Annotated in this window: 7 protein-coding genes and 1 pseudogene; 2 read left to right on the forward strand and 6 right to left on the reverse strand. The window is 54.9% G+C overall.

The window, feature by feature from the left end; translation table 11 throughout:
• Nucleotides 1-186: 186 nt before the first annotated feature.
• Nucleotides 187-1,425, reverse strand: a complete 1,239-nt coding sequence (locus HDF15_RS11615) for a Zn-dependent hydrolase (protein ID WP_184255678.1) — start codon at nt 1,423-1,425, stop codon at nt 187-189.
• Between the two features lie 424 nt (nt 1,426-1,849).
• Between HDF15_RS11615 and HDF15_RS11620 the strand changes: the two are divergent.
• Nucleotides 1,850-3,709: pseudogene (locus tag HDF15_RS11620) on the forward strand (glycoside hydrolase family 3 protein); the annotation flags it as partial.
• A gap of 33 nt (nt 3,710-3,742) precedes the next feature.
• Nucleotides 3,743-4,156 carry a fibronectin type III-like domain-contianing protein gene (locus HDF15_RS11630; RefSeq protein WP_184255681.1) on the forward strand — a complete coding sequence of 138 codons (414 nt, stop codon included), beginning with the start codon at nt 3,743-3,745 and terminating at the stop codon, nt 4,154-4,156.
• A gap of 254 nt (nt 4,157-4,410) precedes the next feature.
• Here HDF15_RS11630 and HDF15_RS11635 read toward each other — a convergent pair whose 3' ends face one another.
• The 5 genes from HDF15_RS11635 to HDF15_RS11655 form a co-directional block, all read right to left on the reverse strand.
• Nucleotides 4,411-5,103 (reverse strand): SGNH/GDSL hydrolase family protein, encoded by a 693-nt coding sequence (locus tag HDF15_RS11635; RefSeq protein WP_184255683.1) that lies wholly within the window; start codon nt 5,101-5,103, stop codon nt 4,411-4,413.
• Between the two features lie 20 nt (nt 5,104-5,123).
• Complete coding sequence (locus HDF15_RS11640) at nt 5,124-7,520, reverse strand: glycosyl hydrolase family 95 catalytic domain-containing protein (RefSeq protein ID WP_311733084.1); 2,397 nt, start codon at nt 7,518-7,520, stop codon at nt 5,124-5,126.
• Between the two features lie 28 nt (nt 7,521-7,548).
• Nucleotides 7,549-9,708, reverse strand: a complete 2,160-nt coding sequence (locus HDF15_RS11645) for a hypothetical protein (protein ID WP_184255685.1) — start codon at nt 9,706-9,708, stop codon at nt 7,549-7,551.
• A gap of 364 nt (nt 9,709-10,072) precedes the next feature.
• Nucleotides 10,073-13,657, reverse strand: a complete 3,585-nt coding sequence (locus tag HDF15_RS11650) for a carboxypeptidase regulatory-like domain-containing protein (RefSeq protein WP_184255687.1) — start codon at nt 13,655-13,657, stop codon at nt 10,073-10,075.
• Nucleotides 13,658-14,209: 552 nt separating this feature from the next.
• Nucleotides 14,210-17,782 carry a carboxypeptidase-like regulatory domain-containing protein gene (locus tag HDF15_RS11655; protein WP_184255689.1) on the reverse strand — a complete coding sequence of 1,191 codons (3,573 nt, stop codon included), beginning with the start codon at nt 17,780-17,782 and terminating at the stop codon, nt 14,210-14,212.
• Nucleotides 17,783-17,957 lie beyond the last annotated feature (175 nt).

Raw genomic sequence — 17,957 nt, forward strand, 5'->3', positions numbered from 1 at the left:
GTCGATTGCCTCTCCTATCTCCGCGGTGTGACTCGCCAAAATAAAATGCTACGCCACCGCAGCCTTCTTCTGGCGTCGCGTGCCGGACAGATACAAACCTTTTCAGAAGTCACGATTATGCATCATTCTGACGCGAAAGCGTGAATCCAGGGTATCGGCGGGAATACCCTTCTCCCTTGCCATACGCTATCGCCCTAAGATCCATCCACAGGTCTTTTCGGCAAGCGAGTGAAACGCCGTCACAGCCTGTTCAATATGCTCACGCTTCGTATCCTCAGCCCGGTTATGGCTAAGCCCATTCAGCGACTGCACGAACATCATCACCGTAGGAATGCCAACGCGCGCCACCTCAGCCGCGTCGTGCAGCGGACCCGATGGGAGCCGCTTTGAAACGCCGACAGTCTCGACGATCGCCTGATCGCAGAAAGCGATCAACTCCGGATGAAATGGAATCGGCTCGATCGACCAGATCTTCGCCCACTCCACCGTGCAGCCTTCTTCCTTCGCAAAACGCTCGCTGGCGTCTCTCGCCTCGCGCAGCATTCCAGCCAGTACCCCGGCATCAAGATCGCGCATATCGAGCGTCGTCTCGCAGCGTCCCACAACTGCCGTCACGATGCCTGGGAAGGTCTTCACACTACCCATCGTCGCAACGGCCTGAGGATGCTTGCGCGCGATAGGTCGAATTTCAAGGGCAAGCTTGGCCGCGGCTGCCAGCGCGTCGCGACGGACCTCCATGGGCGTCGAGCCGGAGTGCGCCTCCTGGCCGCGAAATGTAATCGCCCACCGCTCCACGCCTTTCGTTCCCTGTACTACACCCAGCGATTTGCCGAGCCTCTCCAGAATCGGCCCCTGCTCGATATGCAGTTCGAGATACGCCGCGAGGTCCTTTTGCTCGACACTCGCATCCCCAATCTTCTCGACGGCAACGCCACACTGCTGGAGCGCGGCCTCCAGCGTCAGGCCCTCACGATCTGTGCGTACCCGATCGGCTTCGATACTGTGCGTCCCTGCAAAGGCAGAGGAGCCAAACAGGCTGCGCCCAAAGCGTGCGCCTTCTTCATCGGCCCAGTCGACCAGCTTGATCGTGCAGGGCGGCTTGCCGTTGTACTGCTTAGAAAAGCTCGTTAGGACTTCGAGACCAGCGAGGACACCGAGACAGCCATCGAGCCAGCCGCCATTCGGCACAGAATCCAGATGGCTGCCAAGAACCAGCGCCTTCTCGGATTCGCCCTTCAAGGTGACCCAGTGGCTCCCCGCAGCATCGTAGTGATGCTCTACCGGCAAAGCAGCGAGCTTCTGTTCAAACCACTCGCGGGCTTTTAGCCATACCGGCGACCACGCCACGCGCTGGGCTCCGTTCTCGTCGGCGGTCAGAGCACGAAGCTCGTCCAGATGAGCCAGCACTGCCTTGGGATCGATCATGCCAACACCTCAAGATGAAACGTTAGCACCTGGGCTTGTTTTAATGCTCGGTAGAGAGGAGCTGAAGCGCTCATCCGTTCAGGTTACCGAGCCGAAGAGAGCGGACTGTTGCAATCATGGCAACAATCGATAGACTTACTGCTGCCAAGGAGAACGTTCCCGAATGAGATTCCTGCTTCCCCTCGCCATACTCCGGTCTGCCGCACGCCATACCCCACAATTGTTGCTCGGCAGCCTCTTCGTTGCGGCAACCTGCATGAACGGGCCTCTGGCCTCTGCGCAGCAGACATCTACGGCGGCCCAGGAACAGCAGATCGATCAGATGCTGGCGAAGCTTACCCTAGAAGAAAAGATCGACCTCATCGGCGGCGTCAGCAGTTGGTATACCCACGCGGAGCCTTCCATCGGTCTGGCCCCCATCCGCATGTCCGACGGTCCCGCAGGCCTGCGTTCCGGCATTCCGGCCATCGCCTACCCCGCTCCCATCGCCCTTGCAGCTTCCTGGGACCCGTCCCTTGCGGAACGCATGGGAGCTTCACTCGGCCGCGATGCCCGCGCACGCGGCGTGGATATCCTCCTGGGACCAGGAGTCAACATCGCCCGCGCGCCCATGGGCGGCCGAAACTTCGAGTACATGGGCGAAGACCCCTGGCTGGCCTCGCGGACGGCCGTGGGCTACATCCGTGGCGTGCAGTCGCAGGGCGTCGGCGCGACGGTAAAGCATTTCATGCTCAACAACCAGGAGTTCAACCGGCACAACGCAAGCTCCGACGCAGATGAGCGGACCAAGCGCGAGATCTATCTGCCCGCCTTTGAAGCCGCCGTAAAAGAAGCACACGTCGCCACCATCATGGACTCTTACAACCTCGTCGACGGGGTGCACTCAACGCAAAACGGGTGGATGAACGTCGAACTCGCCAAGAAAGAGTGGGGCTTCGATGGAATCATCATGTCCGACTGGGTCTCTGTCTATGACGGTGTCGAGGCGGCAAAGAATGGCCTCGACCTGGAGATGCCGTTTGCGCATTTCATGACGCGAGACACGTTGCTACCCGCCGTCCATAACGGCTCGCTCTCGGAAAAGCTCATCGACGACAAGGTTCGCCGCATTCTTCGCCTCTCTCTGCGCTTCGGAACATCCGGCAGACAGGAGGACGATTCGACCTCACTCTTCTCGGAAGACAGCGACAAGACGGCACTCGATATTGCCAAAGAGAGCATCGTTCTGCTCAAGAACGACGGCGCGGTTCTCCCGCTGAATGTCGAGAAGACCTGCACTCTCGCGATCATCGGCCCCAACGCCTCTCCTGCCGTCATGGGCGGGGGCGGAAGCGCCATCGTCGCAACACATAAGTCTGTCAGCATTCTCGAAGGCGTCGCCGATTACGTCTCTGCCCATGCTGCCGCGACTCCTGGCTGCACGCATCGGGTTCTTTACGATGACGGCTTCCCTGCCGGCTACGACGTCTTGTCTCAGAACCCCTTTGAGGGTGGGCTGAAGCAGCAGGTCTTCTCCACAAACAACTGGACCGGAGCTGCTACGGAGTCGGTTCGCGATCACCTCTCCGAAGATCGCATCGTTGCGCCGAAGAACGGATCGATCCGCTGGTCGGGCCGGTTTACGGCGCCGAAGGCGGGCAATTACTTCGTCATCGTGCATGAGGGCCGCGCCCCGGACCATCACACAGTCTTTGTCGATGGCGAGCCGCTTCCAACAAAAAGCACCGACCTGCACGGAGAGCTTTACTATCAGCCTCTGCCCCATCCCCTGAAGCAGGGACAAAGCATCGACCTGCGTATGGACTACCTCCCAGGCAACACCGAGGTGTCTCCGGGATTTGGGATCTTGCAGGAAGACGACATTCTTTCGGCACGGGCTCGCTCAATCGCGAAGCACGCCGATGCGGTTCTCTTTACCGCCGGCTTCGATAAGAGTACCGAACACGAAGGAGCGGACCGCACCTTCGAACTGCCGCTGCTGCAGGACATCTTCATCCGCAACCTTGCAGCCCTCAACCCCAGGACAATCGTCACGCTCAATGCAGGTGGCAACGTCGATATGCGCTCATGGCTCGATCACGTGCCGGCCCTGCTGCACCTCTAATATCCAGGGGAAGAAGGCGGCACGGCTCTTGCGGATGTTCTCTTTGGAGAACAAAATCCCGAGGGACATCTTCCCGTCAGCTTCGAATATAAGTGGGAAGATAATCCAACGCTGCACAGCTACTACCCGCAGGACACCTCCAACACGGATACGCCACACATTCGCTACACCGAGGGCATCTTCCTGGGTTACAGATACTATGAATCCCCGGCTGTGAACACCCAGCACACAACGCCACGTTTCCCCTTTGGCTTCGGGCTTTCCTACACGACCTTCAACTTCAGCAACCTTGCCCTAAGCCAGCCCTCTCTTAAAGCCGGCGATCCCCTGACCGTGACGCTGACCGTTCAAAATACCGGATCGGTAGAAGGCGCGACGGTGGCCCAACTCTACGTAGGAGAACAGTCACCCAAGGTAGCCAGACCCGCCTATGAACTCAAGGCCTTCCAGAAAGTAACCCTGAAGCCCGGCGAAAGCAAAACCGTCTCACTCACACTGGACAGCCGTTCCTTCGCCTACTGGTCTAACGAGAAAAAGAACTGGCAAGTAGATTCAGGCCGCTTCACGATCTTCGCGGGCGACTCCTCGGAACATCTCCCACTGAAACAGGAAGTAAATATTCACTAGGCGACGATAGCTACTTTTGATTAGTCACGCTTCGTTAAGGGCACGGCTTCAGCCGTGCCGAAAATGCCAATGTTGCAATGCGGCTTTAGCCGCTGTTGTAACGCGCTTCAGCGCGCTACAACCTTTTAGCAGCCACTAAAAGCCCGACCTATCCATGATGCCAGGAATAGGTCGGGCCTTCAGCCCACTACAATTTGGGATCTATCGCCCCTTTAGGACTCAGCCCTGTGCAGACTCCCTGATCTATCGCTACCTTATTTCTTCAGCGCTGACCGAATGAATTGTGCCACCTGCTGGCCCTGAATAGCAGCTCCCGTGGGATTGAAATGCACATGGTCTTCATACTGATCCGTGTGATGCGTCATCAGTTCATGCTGGTCATCCACGGGGATACCAGACTTAACCATAACCGCTTGAGCGATATGATTTCTAGCTTCAATGCGAGCGTTGGTAGGCCCCGGAGTATCTTCCGCTTTTACCGGCGTGATATTTGCCCAGATAAACGAAGCCTTGGGCGCAATCTTATGCAGAGTACGAAGGTAAGCGGGAAAGGCCGCCTTGAACTCTTCCTCTGAATATGTCCAACCATGCATGCCGTTATTGAAGTGCACCACCTTGAAGGGAACCCCTTCCATCGCGGAGAACTCGACAAGCTCACGAGGAAGACGAGGATCTCCGAGGCTGGTCGACGCGGCAAACAAATAGACATTCGCGACATCGGCTAACTGCTTCTTGACCTCTGGATAGTAGTTTCTCGTGATGGAGTCGCCGACCAACAGAACATTGGGGAGCTTGGGATCGACATGCACCGGACGGACCTCCCAGGTCCACTCCGTCTCTTCCGGCCTGGACGCGCGATCCTGTGCGTGCGCCCAGGCTGGCCCTATCATCGCCACTCCACAGACAAACAAGGCGAAGATCGACAGCTTGTACAGATTCAACCTCATAAAACTCTTCCTTTCAGGGCCTACGCACTATGAAACTGCGAGGGGCTAATTTTAACCTCGCGACCAATTGGCAGCGTCACCTTCACAACGCCTGTCCCATATCGCACCGAATGGGTTCCCCCATGTCTGCTCTTAAGGGAAGCAGAGACCAGCTTCCCCTCCGTCCAGGCCACCGAAACTTCAATTCCACCTCGGGCACATAAGCCCTTGATACTTCCCTGCGGCCATGCCGAGGGAAGCGCAGGCAGAAGATGGATCTCGTCCGCCTGCGACTGGAGTAGCATCTCCGCCACCCCGGCAGCACCCGCGGTATTCCCATCGAGCGAGAAGATATTGCTCTCTGCCCCGGCAACGCCGCCACGCGAATAAGTCAGCAGCGAGTCTTCCGTAGCCTTCGAGAGAAGACCAACATAGTGCTTGTGCGCCGATTCTCCGTCGAGAAGGCGAGCATAATAGTTGACCAGATTGGCGCGGGCCCACTCCGAGTCTTCCCAGTTAGGCTGGCTGACGCGGCGCTCAAGGGTAATGCGCGCCGCCTTGGCGAGTTCGGGTGTCGTTACGGGAGAGATCTGATGCTCGGGATAAAGCGAGATGAGATGAGAGGTGTGGCGATGCTCCGGGATAGCTTCGTCAAAGTCTTCGAGCCACTCCTGCAGCTGGCCATGCTTCCCAATCTGGAACGGAGGTAAACGATCCAGCGCGGCCTTCGCACTGGCACGAAACTCCTCATCGATGCCGAGCACGGTGCAGGCTTCGATGCATCCGCTCAGCAGAGAGTACACAAGCACACGGTCGACGGTTGGCCCCATCGACTCAGCGCAGTGCTTTCCATCGGGAGAGAGAAACCAGTTTTCGGGAGAGACCGAGGGCCCGGTGACGAGCCACTCCTTCTGAGGATGCTTGACCAGATAAGCCAGAAAGAATTCAGCAGCCTCTTTGTACACCGGATAGAGGCGCTGCTGAAGAAATTGCTTATCCCCGGTAAAGCGATAGTGCTCCCACATTTGAAGAGCAAGCCAGACGCCTCCGGTGGGGAACAATCCCCAGCCCAGCCCCCCACCGGGCGCAGTATAGCCCCAGGGGTTCGTAATGACGTGCGCTACCCAACCAGGCGCACCGTACATGTTGCGTGCGGTAGATCGGCCGGCCACACGCATGCCATCGATGAAATCGAACAGAGGAGACTGACACTCCGAAAGATTGCAGACCTCAGCCGCCCAGTAATTCTGCTCTGTGTTGATGTCGAGATGAAAGTCATCCGTCCAACCCATGCTGGAAGCCAGTCCATCGTTCCAGATCCCCTGCAAAGCTAACGGCAAAGGAGAATTAGCACGCGAGCCCGCAATCGTAAGATATCGGCCATATTGAAAAAAGAGCGACGCAAGCCCCGGGTCGTCTCCACCAGCTTCTACAGCCTTGCGTCTCTCATCGGTAGGTTTCAACTCCGCCGATGGATTGGTACCCAGATCGATCGCTACACGACGATAGAGCGACTGGTGATCCGCAACATGAGCGGCGCGAAGCTGCGCAAAAGTTTTGGGACGGAGCACCTGCAACGTCTGCACATTCCGCGCCGAGGCATCGGCTCCACGAAAGTTTGTAGCGATGACGACGTGCAGAGTAACGGCATCGGCTCCCTTTACCTGCAAAGCCCCGTCATGAGCAGTAACCTCGCCCCCCTTGGCAGACAGGCAAACTCGCGTTTCGAAAGCTACTCCCTGCTTCCCGTTACTATGCTGATGTTCAAAAGCATTCCCCTTGAGAACAAGGGTGTCATTCCCTTCCGTAGTGACCTCGCCGGGAAGTGTCAATTTAGGGAATGAGATAGAGCAGCTAATTGACTTTGGCTGATTGCAGGTGAGATGAGCAATCAAGGCATTGTCAGGGTTGGAGGCGAAGACCTCACGGTGAAACGCTAGACCGTCGCGCGTGTAGCCGACATAGGCGATCGCTTCATCGAGATTGAGAGACCGCCGATAGTTTTGTGTGGGGCCGTCTCCAGGAAAAGCCAACTCCAGGGTGGCCATTGGCAGGTGGGTACCAAAGGAGTCAGAATGCCCCAGCAGATGCTCCTTGCAGAGCTCCCCACCCTCGGCATACTTTCCTGCGAACATGACTTCGCGGATCTTTTCCAGATTCTCAAGCGCTGTTGGATTGACATTCCTGTCGCTCGGCGCACCTGACCAGGTTGTCGATTCCGTGAGAGCAAAGCTCTCGACAGAAGTCCCGCCATAGATCATCCCACCGATACGGCCATTGCCTATGGGTACAGCTTCCATCCATCGAGTAGCAGGGCGGGAGTACCAGAGTTCTGTTTTGTGAGAGGGGGAGGATTGACCCGCCGCGTGCATGAGCCGTGGAGGATAGAGTGCGAGAGCGGCGGAGCCGATCACAAAATCTCGTCTTGTTGTCGTCACTGAGAATTCCCTTTTGCTAACGAACAAATTACTTCCAACGCAGTTCAACCAGCGTCGAGGCCGAAGGCGATAACTTCACACTGAGATCCGCATGAGCGGAATCCCGTTTTGTTCCTGAAGCGACATCGATCACAGTAACAGTCGCTGTCGCAAGCGACTTATCGATGCGGTCCAAGGGGATCGTGATGGTCTGAGCATGCTTCTCGTCGTAGTTGAAGAACGCAACGTACACACCATGAGCAGAGGCGCGAACGAAGGCATCCGTAGCTTTGTCGCCCGTATTGCCTTCAATGGGACGAAACGTCTTCTCCTCGGCACCAACGGCTAACCACGGGCGATTGTTATAGACAGCCTGCGCCAGTTCGCGCCCCTGAGGATCATCCGCCAGACGGCTGCTATCGAGCACCATGCCGCCGCTGATGATGGCCGAAAGCAGACGGCTCTTGCCTTCGTCCACATTGCGCGCACCCTGGTCAGCCTTCTCGCCGAGAACTACGTGATCAGGATCGGTAATGTAAAGATTCTTGCTCGTCCACCAGCCATAGGTAAGCGAGTTGAGCATGTACTCCGTCGATTGATCGCCGCCGCTGATATGCCCCTTGGTGTCACAGGAGAGCCGTCGGGCGTGTCCATAGCCCGAAGGAAAGAGCGGAGCAATGGAGAGGCTAAGGAACATGTGATTCCCTGTCACATCGACGATCTGCTTCATGCCGAGGTTATAAGCCTGAATGCCTGTCTGGATCGCAGGATCGAAGTGAACACCTTCGAGCGCACCGTGAGAGAGAAAATCGATCTTGAGATATTGAAAGCCGAGCTTCTGGAACTGTTGCAGATAGTAAGCTGCCCGAGCTTTCGAACCAGGATGCGATGGGTCGATCGCCAGGCCTCCATCTACCTTCGGAAGCAAAGAGCCATCGGGCGCCTTCAACAGAATGTCGCGGTAGCGATACTTCATGTTCGTGCCTTCGACATAGGCATCGAGATCGTCAGACCAATAAGCAAACGGAGTCCAGTAGATACCCGGTTCGAAGCGAGTGCCATCCGCGCCGTGCATCGCCTTGATCGTAGCGACGGCATCCGTCAGCTGTACTGCATCAAGCTTCGACCAGAAGGCATCGAAGTTGATGTAAACCACTTTGTGATTGCCGAACCCCAGCGGCACCAGGGTGTCACGGACAAACGCAGCGGAACCAAGGTAACGGCGATCGTCGATCTTGTCGGCATACGAGGCCCAGCTATTCCATCCCATCGGGGCGCCCTCAGCCCACTTGAGAGGAGCATGGATAGCGGCATTAGCAGCACCGTAAGCTTCCAGCCCATCGCGCCAGTCGGAGAACGATCCGATAAAGATGCGCGGTGAAACCACATGTGTGCCATGCACGATGCCATGCGGAACAGTGTCATGTGTATCTGTCCGGACGCCAGTAGGAGACGAGATACCACCATAGATATCGAGGTCCGTCAGTTGGCCGTCCGCGGCGTGAGCTTCAATGGCTGTCTTCCAGGTGTCATGAGTAATCGACCCGAGGATCAAGGCCTGGCGGCTCGTATTATCGTAGAGCGCTGTCACTTCGTCGCTGGTAACCAGTTGGCTGGGCTTCAGGTCTGCGGCAGAGACGCTGTCGTAACGGAACCACATGTCGTTATCGAAGGGAACGTGCAGCACACGCAGTGACTTGCTTTCGCCGATCTGCACCGTGTCCGATCCTTTGAGCATGACGGCATCGAAATGCCGTGTGCCGACAGCCCCATCCTTCGGATCGAGTTCTGCCTCGATAGCAATCCAGGGCTTGCCGTCGTAGATCCAGATATGCTGCAGAAGCCCCGGCTGACCGGCAGCCGTACTGCGAATGGTGTACTCATGCCCCGCTGTAGCGCTCGCAGCATGCGGAGTCCTGTCCAACTCATGTTCCGTATAGGTGGCAGTCGAAAGCTGACGGCCATCTTCGAGACGCGCACCGCTCGTTATGCCAAGAAGCTTGTGCCCGTCACGCCACTCGATATCCATCGTGCCCGTCTGGCGGTGATAGTGGATGGTGAGTAACTGATTTTGGAGCTTTATCTCCTGCTGAGAGATAGCAGGGTTTGCTTGTGCAGCCGCCTGCGAGGTTGTGGAGCTTACAAGTACCGTAATGGCCGTCATTCCAGCTACAGCCAACACTCGCCGCAAACTTGCATCGCGTTTCATGAGATCCCCAATAGTTTGTATAAGAAAAATTGAGGAGAGAACGGACTGGACGTCCGTTCTCTCCCCTGGAGGCAGTGCTATTACTACCGCGACCGGATGGTAGAGATGTACACCTTTTACGTTGTAACTACCAGCGTTATAGCTTCCGGGGTTGAACTTAGAGAATCATCATAAGGGACATGGCTCACGGTATGCACGCTTATGGAATAAGTCCCGGCCACTGTCGGGACACAGGGAATAGAAAGCTCAGGCAGGGCTCTGAGTGCGACAACCGCACCATCATAAAACGATGGTGCGGTTGCCCAGCTTAGTGATCTCCATGACTTGCTGAGGTTGCTATGACCTTCCTCGTCAAGTCATGGGGTTAGAAGACATACTTCGCAGAAAGCTGCAGGAATCGAGCATCCGGCGTGTTGGCTTGGAATGACTTAGGCCCGGTGATCTGACCACCATTCGAACTGTTGTCCGAGGTAGAGGGATTTCCAAGCGTCGGATGATTCAAGAGATTGAAAGCATCCACACGGAACGAAAGGTATTGTTTTCGGAACGTGGCAAAGTCCTTGAAAAGTGACATATTGACACCATAGTAGCCGGGGCCGTAAACGGTGTTCGATCTGCCACCGAGGAACGACAGTGCTGCCCCTTCGCTCGTGACGGGTGAGGCAATCGTGCAGGGAACGCCGTTGACCACTGTGCCTGGCGCCGTGTTGAGCGGGCAGATCAAATTACCCGGTAGCGGGTTGGCAAATGCGCAAGGGTTATACCAATTCGCTTTGTTCCTGGTCTGGGTGGGGCAAGTGATATTCGGATTGGAACTATTCGGAGATCCGCCAGGAGCAAATGGGTCACGAATCTCTATAGCTCTTGCGCTACCACCGTTCGCGGTACTGATGTTAGAAGTGCCTACCGTAAACGGCGTACCGGTCTGAGCCGCGAAAGTGAGGCTCGAGGACCATCCCCCAACGATCTCATCTTCCCAGCGCGATTTATTCAGGAACGCTTTGCCTCTTCCAAAGGGCAGTTGATAGTTACCGTTCAATGTAAACCGGTGACGAACGTCATAGGGCGAGTTGGCATATTCCTCGGTGTAGGGGATGAGTGCCATATTGCGATCGCCGACAGCAGATTCAAGACCACCCGCGTCGCTGTCGTCAGTCAAGCTATGCGACAAGGTATAGGTTGCCAGGAAGCTGAGCCCATGAGACGCACGCTTTTCCAGTTTGGCCTGCATTGAGTTGTAGTTGCTGATACCGCCATAGTGAATGGTACCTGCACCTCCGAAATCGGGAAACGGCTGATACTGTTGCGTGCTGACGCCCGAGGCAAAGAGGCCTCGTATCGTATTGGGGTCGAAATAGAGCGGAAGATGACGCGAAACATTGCCGACGTAACTCACCGTCGCAACCATATTGGTGGTGATCGACCGCTCGACCGACAGGTTGTAATTCATGGTGTAAGGCGTTTTGATGAAGGGATCGATGGCATGAAAGCCTGGGGTCGACACGAAGTTCTGCAGCCCATTACCTGTCTTGGCAACCAGTCCCGTCTCCAGGGTGACGCCTTGGGCGCTAAGGGATGGGCAGTTACCAACAGAGCAAGTAGGGGTAAAGAGATTCGCTGAATTCGACCAGGGGAAATTGGTCCCCAGGTTTGTATTTCCCTCGCTCTGCAGGCCTCCGTAGAAAATACCGAAGCCGCTGCGAACTACCGTCTTTGCCGTCGGTTGATACGCAAAGCCGATACGAGGCGCAAAGTTGAGTTCTTGTCCTTTCGCCAAACGCTCATTGTCGTTGTACTGGAGTGCGATATTATCCTGGGCTAACAAGGCCAGGAACGGTGCACCGAGATCTACACCCCGTGACCGGCTGGGAAGTTCATAAACAGCAGATCCTGTGCCGATGCCGAGGTTGGTGGCATTGATGAAGTTTGCCTGGCTTCCGCTATTTTCTTTGTAAGGCTGATAGTGGTCATACCTGAGACCAAGATTGAGGGTAAAGTTATGAGCGACCTTCCAGTCATCCTGGAAATAGGCGGAGTCATACCACTGCACATCGTTGATCGCCGGGGACGTAGAGATATCGGCAGTATTCATCTGGTCGACAAGGAAGTCAGCTGACGAAGCGCCTGTATTTCCTACTCCCACGGCTGCCGTGTAGGTACCGGTATAGAAGTATTGCCCGGTTGGAGCTGCCGCATAACGGTCGAAGACGCGTATGGACTGGAACGATACGCCAACCTTCAGAGAATGGTTGCCGATAGTTTTGTTGACGTTGTCCAGAATCTGATAGACGTTCTGGGCTTCATCCTGTGTACCTACGGAGCCCCACTGCTGGATATCTCCATAGGTTCCATTGCTGAAATAACCCAGCGGCAGTCCACCTAGACCAGGTCCCGGAAAAGGAACATTCCCCAAGCCCAGCGATGCGGCGAGCGTGCTGCTGTTCGAGTTCGGTTGGTGGTACTGAGAGTGGATCCAGTTATAACCGAAGCGGAACTCGTTGGTGAGCGTCGGCGCAAAGGCATGGGTCTCGCTCAGGATGAAGTTCTCAGCCAGATTCGTATCGTTTTCGCCGCCGAAACCGCTACCGTCAAGGATTGGCCCGAGCGGAAGCCCGTTTGTCTTGATTTCGTGCGCATAGCTATAGCGCGCGTAGGCCTGGTCTCTCTGGCTGATGTTCCAATCGAGTCTCTGGTCCCACTGAATTGTATTGTCCGTCTGGCCCAAATTTACGTTGTAATTGTTGTAGGTCTGTCCCGTAACACCAGCATTCGGATTGGGGTACATGTTGAGGATGTTCTGTGCAACCGAGTTGATTTGGGTAGGACAGAAAACATTGTTCAAACCATTGCAGGATAGCGTCTGCGCACCGCCGGAGTTGGGCTGGTAGAGCTGAACCGCTACGCCCTGCTTTACGAGAGCAGGATTTAGAAACTCACTGAAGTTTCCCTGACGCATCAGGGCTGTCGGCACGGTGAGAATATTCGGATTGGCGATCGAAATACGATTTGCCTCGATGTCGCCGAAGTAGAAGAAGTGGTTCTTCCAGATTGGGAGACCGAGAGTCGCTCCAAATTGGTTCTCGTGGTAAGGCGCAACGGACTGGGCATTCCAGGGCTGCGCGTCGAGACTGGTATTGCGAACATACTCCCACACATCGCCGTGAATCTGGTTCGTACCGGACTTGATGCTGGCACTCAGCACCGCACCAGCCGAGTGACCGAACTCTGCGCTGAAGTTACTCGTCTGCAGACTGAACTCAGCCAGTGCATCAGGCGGCGGTCGCACCACGTAGCTCGAGCCATTGAGGAAGTCGATCAGATTCGTGTTGTTGTCGACACCATCCAACAGAAAATCGTTCTGCTCGGCACTCTGGCCATTGGCCACAAAGTCGCCCGTGCCACTGCCGCGCGTGTTGCCGAAGGGAGGAGCAACGCCTGCAGTCAATTGGGCAATGTAAACCCAGTTACGGCCGTTCAACGGAGTGTTGTTAATGGTCTCTGAGCTGATGACCTGTCCAACGGCGCTGGTCTGCGTTTCGAGCAACGGAGACTCGGTCGTGACCGTCACCTGCTGCGTCACCTCACCCGGCTTCAAGGCGAGCGTAACGTTCAGGCGCTGCTGGATGTCCAGGTGCAGGTTCTCACGCACAGTGGTCTGGAAGCTTGGGGCAGTCGCTGACAGCTTGTAGTTGCCGATCTTCACAGGCGCAAACACGAAGACGCCATCGTTATTGGCCGTGCGCTCAAGAGAAAAGGCGGTATCCGTGGCGGTGAGAGTGACCTTTGCCCCCGGAATAATTGCACCCTGATCGTCTTGAACGACTCCTGTAATCGCGCCCTGATCCGTCTGAGCCCATGCCGAGGGCACGACGAACGCGAGCAGGCAAACAGCGAACAATGTGCTGTAGTAGAAGAGCTTATTGCTTCTATCAACTAAATTTCTAAACATATTAGGCCTTCCTTTTGATTCAACACCCCGCAATGGGGATCTTCGCTACCGTTCCGATGCGATGTGCATTTCCGCTTTGATCATTCCCTTGCCACGATGTATACGTATACATGAAATCCTGTATACGTATACATGTGCCGCTCAAAACCTATAGTGGAACGAATAGAGCGTTGTCAACTTATTTTTTACAGATGCGATAATCGTTTCACGGGCGGCATTTTTACATGAAGAAGCTCGCAACTGCACTTGGGCTCAAGTTCATATTTCAGCCAGCAATTCAGTCCAGCAAGCAGCAGGCACAGCCTTGTCTTTTTTGCGATCTTTCACACCGACATGCCAGCCCGCACCTTCCCACCGCAGTCACGACAATTGCCTTCGTCACCGCCAGGGGTCGAGCGCTTGAGATTGCCGAACTCGTTTCAGTAGGCACCAATCAAATGCCCAGCAAACAGAACGCGCAGCATGTCCCTTGACGTTGAAGCGTCGGGGAACATGCTGCGCGTTGTCAGCAATAGAGGCCATCAGGATTCAACAGCCTTAGAGCTGATGAATCTAGAAGTAGAAATTTCCCGAGAGTTGTACCGTTCTGCCGCCAAAGTTGAGACCAGTAATTTGGCCAAAGGTGCTGCTGCCCGGATAATTATTGGGCTCCCCATAGCCCGGAACGTTGAATACGTTGAAGATATCTCCGCGGATCTTGAAGCCCATCCCACGATAAAGATTGAATGCCTTGAACAGGGAGAGGTCGGTTTTGTTGAAGCCCGGGCTATAAACCAGCGTTCGTCCTGCCGGCCCATAAGCCGCTTTTCCGCCATTGTTCGAGACACTTACCTGCCCGGCTGATACAGGCTGGCCTGGATCGATTGCGACAGGAGGATTGATAAAGGCGCAAGGATTAAACCAGCTCTGCAATGTTTTTGTCTTCGTTGCGCAGGGCAGCCCAAACCCAAGCACCGGATCAGAAACACCACCGGGCTTGAAGGGATCAGCGATCCTGACGGCGTTTGCTCGCCCTACCCCGCCTGTTGAGTTGTTGCTGGACTGAATGCTGAGTGGGTTACCAGATTGAACGGAGAATGCGATGTTTGCAGACCATCCGCCGACAAGCGTGTTGGCAATCCCTTTATGATTCATCCACTGCTTACCGGCGCCAAACGGGAGTTCATACCCGCCTGTCAGGGTAGCCCGATGGCGTACATCCTGATAAGAACTGCCATAATCGTAGCTAAGTCCAAGCTGGCGCGCATTGCGATAATCAATGCCATTGGAGGCATCGCTCAGCGGCTGGCGAGAATCATCGAGGGAATGAGAGAGCGTATACGATGCGGCAAACTGGAGCCCCTTCGAGAATCTACGCTCCAGCTTTGTCTGCAGCGAGTTATAGTTCGCATCAGAACCATAGACGATATAACTTCCATAGTTGAGATCAGGGTAAGGACGGGCTGCCTGCGAATTATCCCCTGGTCCGACTGGCAGCGGCTGATTATTGGGGTCGACCGGTGTCTGCAGATGATGCGTTGTCGAACCGACATAACCAACGGTAGCCGTCAGATTAGAACTGAAGGAACGTTGTACGGTTAGATTGTATTGCTGAGAATAAGGTGTCTTTACATCGTCTGAGCCGTTCAGGTTCGGCGAGGCCGCATCCTGAATGATGCCGGTAGCCAGAACCTTGGACCATCCCGTTTCAAGCGTCTGACCGTTTGTAGGGCAGTTTCCATAAACGCAGCCCGCGCTATTGAAGTTGCTATTGAACGCAAACGGCGGGTTGACACCAAGATTTAGAGAATAACCGATGCCCTCGAGAGCCCCATAGAAGATGCCGTACGCTCCACGAACGACAGTCTTGTCGTTGATGGAATATGCAAATCCAATGCGAGGAGCAAAGTTTTTGTAGTCGGGTTTGACCAGATAATGGTTGTCCGTGTACTGCACAACGACGCCATCCTTAGCAAAATTTGCCAACAGGTTGGGCGGCAGCGGATTACTGCGGGTGCTGGTTGGCAGCAAATAGACGCCACCGGTGATATTTTCTGCGGGGTTGTAGTTCAGCACAGGAACGTTCGGACGGAAATTACCCATCTGATCGTTCCGCTCTCGCGCCGGCGTCGTGTATTCGTAGCGCAGTCCGGCATTGATGGTGAGTTGCGAGGTGGCCTTCCAATCGTCCTGGAAGTAGCCTGCACGCACCCAATAGATATTGTTGGTCGTGGTGATGTTTGAAAGAGCTGAACTGCTCATCTCGTTCAGCAGCATGTCCGCTGCGCCGTAGCCGGTTGTTCCCTGGTTATTGGGGTCCTGGGTGAACTTTCCACTAAAGCTTATTTGGCCAATGCCATTGTTCGGCTGAAGAGTGGCGACGCGGAGACTTTGGATGTTTACACCAAAGTGCAGCGAATGATTGCCAACGATGCGAGTGACGTTGTCGTTGATCTGCCAAACGTTCTGGTGCTCATTGGAAGGCTCATACCCGGAGGCTCCAAAATTGCTGATGCCATTGTTATTGTTCACATTGAAGGCAGGTATACCGCCGAGATTAGGTCCTGAAAGCAGTCCGCCAAGCCCAAAGGATTCCGCAAGCCCTGTCTGGTTGTAACCAGCCTGGTAAAAGGCCGAGTGATTCCAGTTGTAGCCATACCGCAGCTCATTGATAAACTTCTCGCTAAACTCATGGGTTTCGCTGAAAGCGAAGCTGCGGCTTTGGTTGATGACGGTCGAACCGCCAAAACCGGCCCCATCCAAAACACCAAAGGGCGAAGGCGAGAATTTAGGCTGATTCTCAAAGCTGTATCGAGCGAATGCCTGGTCGTGGCTGGAGATATTCCAGTCTGTTCTTACATCGAACTGGTTGGTATTGATCGCCTGGTGCCCATTGAAGATGTAATTGTTATACGTTTGCCCCTGAATGCCAAAGTTCGGTTCAGGAAAGGCTGCAAGCAGTTTTTGGGCAACGGCATCGACTTGTGACGGGCAGATAACATTGACCTGCCCATTGCACGAAAGATAGTTGGTGGTCCCATTCGTTCCTGGCGCCGGGCCGCCCGCGTTATACAACTGCCGATTGTTATGATTTGTGAGCGAGGCCTGCAGTAGCTCGCTAAAGTTTCCCTGACGCATCAGGTCGGTAGGCACGGTGTATTGGCCAGAGGAGCTCGTGGTGATTTCGCGCAGGCCCTGATAATCACCGAAGAAGAAGAGCTTGTTCTTCCAGATGGGCCCGCCGAACGTAGCTCCAAACTGGTTATAGCGCAACTCCGGAGAGACACGGCTGAAGTAGTTATTTCCGGTAATGGTGTTTAGCGCATCGTTCTGGAAATACTCCCATGCACTGCCATGAAACGAGTTTGTTCCTGATTTGATGCTGGCATTGATCACGGCTCCAGCGGAGTGCCCTAATTCAGCGCTATAGTCGCTCGTCTGGATCTTGAACTCCTGAAGAGCATCGGGAGGAGGGTTAACGATAAAGCTTGCTCCATTGAGGAAGTCCGTCAGATTCGAGTTGTTGTCCACACCGTCAAGAATGAAGTTGTTCTGTTCGGTTCGTTGACCATTGGCCGAGAAATCTCCACTTGCCGCATTTCGCGAACCCTGTTGCCCTTGATTGACGCCGGCGGTTAATTGCGCCAGGAAAACATAGTTGCGGCTGGCCAGAGGGGTATTGTTGATCGTTTGCGAGTCAAACACGTGCCCGGAAGACCCATCTTCCGTCTGCATCAAGGGGATGCTTGAACCCGAAACATCTACAGTCTGTGTCGCAGCTCCAACTCGCAGGGTCACGTTCATACCGAGGCGCTGGCTTACCTGCAGTTCAAAATCAGTAATGGATGTTGTTTGAAATCCGGATGCGGCGGCGGTGATCGTATAGTGACCGATCTTCAACGGCGAAAAGACGTACACTCCTCGCTGATCGGTTGTCGTCTTCAACTCAAGTGCCGTACCAAGATCTTTGATCGTCATACTGGCATTTGGAATTGCCGCTCCCTGTTGATCCGTAACGGTGCCAGTAACCGATCCCTGGTCGACCTGGGCCCATGCCGAAGGCATGGTGAACGAGAGCAGACAAATAGCTGAAAGTGCGCTGTAAAGGAGGAGCTTCTTGCTTCTATCCAGGAAATCTTTAAACATATGTTTAGCCTTCCTTTTGATTCGATCTGCAATCGCAACCTGCTCTGCTGCTCATAAGCAACGTACTTTGCGTAGAGGCCTTACCTGCTGATTGATGTATACGTATACACGGAGAGTGTCAGAATCTATATTGGAATGCATAAGGAATTGTCAACTGAATTTTTCAGAGGGGTGA

It is taken from the genome of Granulicella mallensis, from assembly GCF_014203225.1.
Classification (GTDB): Bacteria; Acidobacteriota; Terriglobia; order Terriglobales; family Acidobacteriaceae; genus Granulicella; species Granulicella mallensis_A.

Bases quoted from the DNA above. Each gene is read 5' to 3' on its own strand.
- HDF15_RS11615 (WP_184255678.1), bottom strand. From the start codon at position 1,425: ATGATCGATCCCAAGGCAGTGCTGGCTCATCTGGACGAGCTTCGTGCT.
- HDF15_RS11635 (WP_184255683.1), bottom strand. From the start codon at position 5,103: ATGAGGTTGAATCTGTACAAGCTGTCGATCTTCGCCTTGTTTGTCTGT.
- HDF15_RS11645 (WP_184255685.1), bottom strand. From the start codon at position 9,708: ATGAAACGCGATGCAAGTTTGCGGCGAGTGTTGGCTGTAGCTGGAATG.
- HDF15_RS11650 (WP_184255687.1), bottom strand. From the start codon at position 13,657: ATGTTTAGAAATTTAGTTGATAGAAGCAATAAGCTCTTCTACTACAGC.
- HDF15_RS11655 (WP_184255689.1), bottom strand. From the start codon at position 17,782: ATGTTTAAAGATTTCCTGGATAGAAGCAAGAAGCTCCTCCTTTACAGC.